Annotated in this window: 3 protein-coding genes and 2 pseudogenes; 3 read left to right on the top strand and 2 right to left on the bottom strand. The window is 71.7% G+C overall.

Annotated features, from left to right (window positions below):
* From VB080_RS12555 to VB080_RS12545, 3 genes and pseudogenes are all read left to right on the top strand, one after another.
* Window positions 1–1,497, top strand: a pseudogene (locus tag VB080_RS12555) (hypothetical protein); the annotation flags it as partial.
* Window positions 1,498–1,739: 242 nt separating this feature from the next.
* On the top strand, window positions 1,740–3,059 hold the full coding sequence (locus VB080_RS12550; RefSeq protein WP_323418796.1) for a serine hydrolase: 1,320 nt from the start codon (window positions 1,740–1,742) through the stop codon (window positions 3,057–3,059).
* Window positions 3,060–3,227: 168 nt separating this feature from the next.
* On the top strand, window positions 3,228–4,463 hold the full coding sequence (locus tag VB080_RS12545; protein WP_323418795.1) for an FAD/NAD(P)-binding oxidoreductase: 1,236 nt from the start codon (window positions 3,228–3,230) through the stop codon (window positions 4,461–4,463).
* 308 nt (window positions 4,464–4,771) lie between these two features.
* Here VB080_RS12545 and VB080_RS12540 read toward each other — a convergent pair whose 3' ends face one another.
* Both VB080_RS12540 and VB080_RS12535 read right to left on the bottom strand, forming a co-directional pair.
* Window positions 4,772–5,200, bottom strand: coding sequence for a hypothetical protein (locus VB080_RS12540; RefSeq protein WP_323418794.1), 429 nt, complete (start codon window positions 5,198–5,200; stop codon window positions 4,772–4,774).
* Between the two features lie 228 nt (window positions 5,201–5,428).
* Window positions 5,429–5,617: pseudogene (locus VB080_RS12535) on the bottom strand (ATP-binding protein); the annotation flags it as partial.

The following is a 5,617-nucleotide window of genomic DNA, read 5'->3' as shown; positions in this document are numbered from 1 at the left end:
GACTTCAGCCCGGCGGTGAAGGTGCAGACCGAGGACGACATCACTGCCTCGACGGTGGTCCCCGGCCACCAGATCGGGCTTGACCCGGAGCGTTCCTACAAGCTGGTGGAGAACTGCGAGAACCTCCTGTTCCAGCGCCCCGATGACGCCATCCACCGCGGCTACGACAAACAGGCCGAGCGCGACATCGCGACCCCGGGCACCTTCTTGTCGAACTTCCAGCCGCTCAGCCACGCCGAGGCGGCCGCGATCCGGGACGAGGCGGTGGGCTTCAGCCTGTTCACCGAGCCGATGGCGAACCTGCTGTCGTCCTTCGCGGATGCCACCGACGGCCCGGACTATGTGGTCAGTTCGGCGAACCCGCGGCTGGTGGACGGCAAGCCGTCCAAGAACCCGCGCTACCTGCAGGTGCGGCCCGACCACTCCCACCCGCGCGAGACCGCCATCGCCGGCCTGGCCGACCATCTGTGGCGCCGGTTGCCGTCCGACACCCCGCTGCCGCTGCCGGTGGACGTGGTCGCCGCCGGGCGGCGGAACAACCCGCCGGAGCCGGGCGTGCCGGCCCTGTGCGCGTTCAACCCGTTGCACTACTTCGAACTGCCCGAGTTGTTCGCCGAGTTCATCTCGTCGATGACCGGCAAGTCGCCGTCCACCACCGGGGCAGGGTCGGAAGGTGCGCTGACCAAGGGACCGTTCAACCCGATGCCGGCGATCATCGACCTGAACGCCGCGTTCCTGTCGTATGCGCTCACCGGCTACGACGGCTGGGTGTCCTGCGCGGGCTTCGTCGGGCCGAAGGTGCGGGTGGACCACGACATCTCCATGCTGGTGCCGGAACTGTTCAGCCGGATGACCCCGGACGAGCGCTCGGCGAAGAACCTGCTCGCCGAGGGCTGCCTGGAGAAGCTGGAGGACTTCGAGTACCAGGGACGGCAGGTGCTGGCCTCCCGGCTGGGCTACCGGATGACCCAGCGGTTCGCCACCAAGTACTTCGGCCGGATCTTCCTGCATCCGCATGTGGTGTTCACCGAGCAGATGCTGAAGCCCGAACTGCAGGATCCGGCGATCTTCGCCGACTCCATGGAGGTCACGGTGGCCACCCATCAGCGGGTGGCGCAGGCGTACTTCGACGATGGCACGATCTCGCTGGCGGTTCCGCCGCTGCGGGCGCTGCTGGAGATCATGGCGCACGGCCACTCGGACGAGGGCTGGGACTTCACCTCACCGCAGTTCCGGGCACAGTTCTCCCGGGAGTCGGTGCTGGCCAGCGACTGGTACCGCGAGCGGCTGGACGCCAAGCACGCCGCCGCCAGCGCCCGGGCCGCTGCCGGCCTGGCGGCGATCGAGAAGTTCGTCGCCACCCCCGGCAACGAGGAGCCCTCGGCCCGGCTGGGCATGCCGGCCCGGGTCGAGGCCGCCAAGGCCGAGCTTGCCCGGTTCTCCGCACCGGAATACCGGGCCGGCATCGTCGGGACAGTGGGCGGCCAGCCGCTGTAGCCGCCATCCCGCCCGCGTGCTCGGCGCCGGATCCGGTTGCAGATCGTGTGCCGAGGGGTATTTTCCCTCGTCCGGTGTTCTGGAACCGGTTTTGGTGCGGTGTCATGCCCAGCCGCCCTGGCGCTGGGTCTGTTCCGGCCCGGTGGAGGTGCGCCCGAGAGACCTTTTTCGGCAGCGGCTCGGCAAGACTCCTCCCCACCCACCGCTGACCCAATCGGGCTATCGTCCCCTACGCTGCCGGGATGCGAGTGGTCTGGCGGGTGCTCGGCGGGTTCCTGGCACTGGTACTGGTGGCGGCCATCGGGGTCTACTGGTGGCAGCGGCCACTGCTGCTCACCGGTACCGGCTACGCCGCGCACAACGCCTGCGCGGTCACGCTGATCGCCGGGCGGGACCATCCCGAGACCGACCTGCCGTCCAACCCGCTGGTCCCGGTGCTGCGCACCTCCATCAGTCAGGACGGGGCCAGTAGCGCCGTCCTCGACCTGTTGGCCCGGCAGCGGGCCTGGTTCACCCCCGGCTACGGCTGCACCGTGGCCGGGCAGGCGCCCGCGTTGCCGGCACCGACCCCGGTGGACGCTGCCGCGAATCCCTATGCCTCCGCCCCTGAGCCCACGCCCGGCGCGGCTGTTGCGGCCGTCCTTGACTACGCCTTCGGCGCCGACCTCGATCCGGCCGGACGGGCAGCGCTCGGCACTCGCGGCGTGGTCGTGCTCAAGGACGGCGCGCTGGTGGGGGAGCGCTATGCCGACGGCTTCAGCGCGACCACGCCGCAGTTGGGCTGGTCGATGACCAAGAGCCTGACCAACCTGCTGGTCGGCCGCCTGGTGGCCAGGGGAGAGGTAAGCCTGGACGACGACCACCTGCGTCCGGAATGGACCGACGAGCGGGCGTCGGTCACGGTCCGCGACCTGTTGACGATGACCAGCGGGCTGAGCTGGGACGAGACCTACGACCTCGGCACGCCGATCACCCGGATGCTCTACCTCGAACCCGACATGGGCGGCTATGTGGCCTCGCTACCGCTGGCCCACCAGCCCGGGAGCTATCAGCAGTACTCCACCGGCAGCATCAACCTGCTGTGTTCGGTGCTGGCGCCCGGCCGCGGCGGCGCCGACTGGCCGCGACAGGAACTCCTCGGCCCGCTCGGGCTGGCGTCCATGGTGCTGGAGCCGGACGGCGTGGGCACCCCGGTCTGCGGCTCCTACGCCTGGGCCACTCCCCGGGACTGGGCGACGGTCGGCCAGTTCGCGCTTGCCGACGGCGTCTGGAACGGCAACCGGCTGCTGCCCGAGGGCTGGATGGCCGAGTCGGTGAAGGCCGTCGATGTCCAGACCGAGGACCCGGGCTACGCCTCGGGCTGGTGGGCGAACCAGGCTGCGGACGGCTCGCTGGTCCACCCCGACCTGCCGGCCGACGCCTACTGGGCCAGTGGTCACGACGGGCAGTGGGTGCTCGTCGTCCCCTCCGAGAAGCTGGTGGTCGCCCGGCTGGGCTTCACTCCTGAGGCCGACGACCGGTTCGACCAGGTCAACGCCCGGTTGATCGCCGCCCTGCGCTGATCGGCGCGCCAGCCGGGTGCAGGACGACTGCGCGTCCACTTCCGGCGAGACATCGTCCACTTCCGGGCAGTTCGCGCCGGCCGCGGGAGCCCTGTTCACGAGGGCTCCCGTCCGATTCGGGAGGCTGCCGCTCTCGACGTGGCGCTCGCGGCGTTGCACAGTGGAGCCATGAGTGTGCGCTATCTGATCGTCGGCGGTGGGTTGGCCGCCGCGCGGGCAGTCGAGGGAATCCGGGAGGTCGACCCCGACGGGCCGATCACCGTCGTTACCGCCGAGGATCGGCTGCCCTATGAACGTCCGCCCTTGTCGAAAGGCATTCTGCTGGGGTCGGACGGGCCGGACGTCGTCTTCCGGCACCCCGCTTCCTGGTATGCCGAGCAGGGCGTCGCCGTCCGGCAGGGGATCGCGGTGACGTCCGTCGACGCCGCCGCCCGCACCGCCTGGCTGGCCGGCGGCGAGCGACAGGAGTGGGAGCGGCTGCTGCTGGCCACCGGCGCCTCGGTGCGCACGCTGGCCGTCCCTGGCGCGGACCTGTCCGGCATCCACTACCTGCGGACGCTCGACGACTCCCTCTCGCTGCGGGAGGAGTTCCGGGCGGGCGGGGACGTGGTGGTGGTCGGCGCGGGCTGGATCGGCCTGGAGGCCGCGGCCGCGGCACGCTCCCACGGGGCCCGGGTCACGATGGTGGCTCCCGGACCGGCGCCGCTGCATTCCGTCCTGGGCGAGCAGGTGGGTTGCTGGTTCACCGACCTGCACCGAGCGCACGGAGTCGACGTCAGGCTCAACACACGGGTGGCCCGGATCGAGGGCGAGACCGCGGTGACCGGGGTCACCACCGCTGCCGGCGAGCTGATTCCCGCCCGGATCGTGGTCGCGGGGGTGGGCGTGCGTCCCAACACTGCGCTGGCCGAGGCGGCCGGCGCGGCGGTTGACAACGGCATCCTCACCGACGCAGCGCTGCGCACCTCGCTGCCCGGGGTGTGGGCGGCCGGGGACGTGGCGGCCTGGCAGAGCACCTTCCTGGGCACCCACCTGAGGGTGGAGCACTGGGCCAACGCGCTGGACGGTGGGTTCGCCGCGGGCCGGTCGATGGCCGGTGTGGAGGTCAGCTACGACCCGCTGCCGTTCTTCTACTCCGACCAGTACGACGCCGGCCTGGAGTACGCCGGCCACGTCCCGACCGGGACGGAGGCCGAGGTGGTGTTGCGCGGCGATCCGGCTTCGGGGGCCTTCCTGGCGTTCTGGGTGGTGCCCGGGGACGGCGGCGTCCGGGTGCTGGCCGGGATGCACGTCAACACCTGGGACACCATGGACGCCGTGCAGGGTCTGATCCGTTCCCGGGCGGGGATCGACCGCGGGCGGCTGGGCGATCCTGCCGTCCCGCTGGAGGAGTTGCTCCCGTAGTTGTCCGGCCGGGCCGTGGCGCCGCCACGTTCCGGGGCGTACCGCCGAGGCGGGTTCGGATGAGCGCTCGCCCGGGCCCGAGGTTCCCGGCAGGTGGTGAGGCAGGGCAGTGGGTGACCTGCGGTGCGGCCAGAATCCGGTGGAGGGGAAGCGGGTGCGGATGGTCGCTCGCCCGGCTCCAAGCGCCCGGTTTTGGTGGGGAGCGGGATCGGTGGGGTGCGGTCGACGGTGTCGACGCGACCTGGACGGTGGTGCTGGCGGCCCCGGGCTGGATCAGCGGTCCGGGTCGATGACGGGCCGGTGTGGGCTCAGCCAGCGGTCCCGGCGGGGTGGTCCCGCAGCCAGTCAGCACGCCGGCGGGGCGAGGCCTGGGCCAGCCAGGCGTCCTCGACGACCTCGGCCAGTTCGGCCCGGGTGAGTTCGCCGATCCGGCTCAGCCGCAGGAGTACCGACGGGTGGCCGTCGAAGTGCGGAGTGGTGAAGAACGGCGTGGTGGGGTCCTGCACCAGCCCCTGCTTGGTGGCCTCCCCCTCCACCCAGAACACCACAACATCGTCGTAGCGCTCCCCGGTAGCGGGGTCGAAAGCGTCCTTGCGCGGGGTGCGGAAGAACACGAAGGACTTGCCGCCAACCTGGTAGACCGGCAGGCCGCTGGAAGTGTGTACCACCGTCGTGAACGGCATCAGCAGTGCGAGTTCGTGGAGGTCGGCCAGGGCGGCGGGACGGTTGTCGTCCATCGCTCCACCATGCCAGACCGGCAGGCGCCCCACCAGCTTGCTCCGGCCGCCCGCGGGCAGCGACGGTGGTGGGGGCAGCCGCGAGGCCGATGTCGCCGCTGTCCCGGCCCGCGAGCATTGGTGGCGGGTGCCCCACCGGGTCGCAGCCGGACCAGGCTGCCCTCGGCCACTCCGAACAGCCTCACCCCGGCGCCAGCCGCCGCGGCCGGCTCCGTCCGGGAGTCCGGCTCAGCGCCGCCGGGCGGTGCCCAGCGCGTCGCGCAGGATCTGGCCGCCGGTGCGCAGCACCTGGTCGCGGAAGGTTGCCGACTGCACAGTCTTCTCCAGCCAGGACTTCTGCTGCCGTCCGGCTGGGGCATGCCGCTCGGCCCGGGCCCGGGCGGCGGTCTCCTGCTGCTGCCGGGCGGCCTGCTCGCG

It is taken from the genome of Propionicimonas sp., assembly GCF_034927565.1.
Taxonomy (GTDB): domain Bacteria; phylum Actinomycetota; class Actinomycetes; order Propionibacteriales; family Propionibacteriaceae; genus Propionicimonas.
This window is presented reverse-complemented; position numbering and strand designations above follow the sequence as displayed.

Coding starts and splice junctions, on each gene's coding strand:
- VB080_RS12545 (WP_323418795.1), top strand. CDS start 3,228: ATGAGTGTGCGCTATCTGATCGTCGGCGGTGGGTTGGCCGCCGCGCGG.
- VB080_RS12540 (WP_323418794.1), bottom strand. CDS start 5,200: ATGGACGACAACCGTCCCGCCGCCCTGGCCGACCTCCACGAACTCGCA.
- VB080_RS12550 (WP_323418796.1), top strand. CDS start 1,740: ATGCGAGTGGTCTGGCGGGTGCTCGGCGGGTTCCTGGCACTGGTACTG.